Source organism: Brachybacterium sp. HMSC06H03 (assembly GCF_001807385.1).
Taxonomy (GTDB): Bacteria; Actinomycetota; Actinomycetes; order Actinomycetales; family Dermabacteraceae; genus Brachybacterium; species Brachybacterium conglomeratum.
Genome location: NZ_KV788782.1, coordinates 1 through 998 on the forward strand (window position 1 = coordinate 1; position 998 = coordinate 998).

Sequence of the window (998 nt, forward strand, 5' to 3'; positions counted from 1 at the left end):
CCGCCCCGATCGGGGCGGCGCCGTCGTCGTGCGCGGCAGGCACGAGCGCCGGACCTTCGCCGCCCCGGCTCCGGGGCTCAGAAGACCTTGATCGTGATCGTCGAGCCCTTGGCCTGCTGGCTTCCCGCCGCGGCCGTCTGCTCGTAGACCTGGCCGAAGACCGGCTCGCCCTTGTCATGGACGACCTCGACCGTGAACCCGGCCGCCTCGAGGGCGGAGCGGGCCTCGGCCTCGGGCTTCTTGAAGACGTCCGGGACCGTGACCATCTCGGGGCCGAGCGAGGTGACGATGTGGACGGTGTCCCCGCGGTGCAGGGTGCCGGAGGCGGGGGACTGCGAGATCACCGAGCCCTTCGGGACCGACGGGGAGTGCGCCTCCGCGCTCGTGACCCGGAACCCGGCCGCCTCGAGGGCGGAGCGCGCCGAGGCCGCGGGGGCGCCGGTCTGGTCCGGCACGGACAGCGGCTGACGGCCCTGCGAGACGACCACGTGGACCTCGCCGCCCTCGGGAAGGGCCTCGGCCTCGGCCGACTGGGAGATCACCACGCCCTGGGGGACGGTCTCGGAGTACTCCGCCTCGTCCTCGACCAGCTCGAGCCCGAGCGCCTCGACCTGCTCGCGCGCCGCCTCGACGCCGGTGCCCTCGAGCGCGGGGACGGGGAAGGTCTCCACCCCCTTGGAGACCACGAGGTGGACGTCGCTGCCCTTCTTCAGGGTGGTGCCGGTCGAGGGCTCCGCGGAGATCACGTGCCCGGCCGGGACCGTGTCGTCGAAGCGCTCCTGGGTCCGCACGGTCAGATCGGAGGCGGTCAGCTCCGCCTCCGCGTCCTGCAGCGGGGTGCCGGTGACGAGCGGGACGGTCCGGTCGGCGCCGGGGCCGGTCTCGAGATACCAGTCGGCGCCGGTCCACGCCCCGCCCGCCAGCACGGCAACGAGGCTCAGCGCGGCGAGCGCGGCCATCGGCCGGGAGCGGCGGCGCGCGCCGACGGGCAGGTGCCG

At 75.2% G+C, this 998-nt stretch carries 1 protein-coding gene; it reads right to left on the reverse strand.

Translation table 11 applies throughout. The features are described from left to right. Positions 1–77: 77 nt before the first annotated feature. Positions 78–998 (reverse strand): PASTA domain-containing protein (locus HMPREF3159_RS08475; RefSeq protein WP_141748139.1); only part of this gene is annotated, 921 nt, incomplete at its 5' end.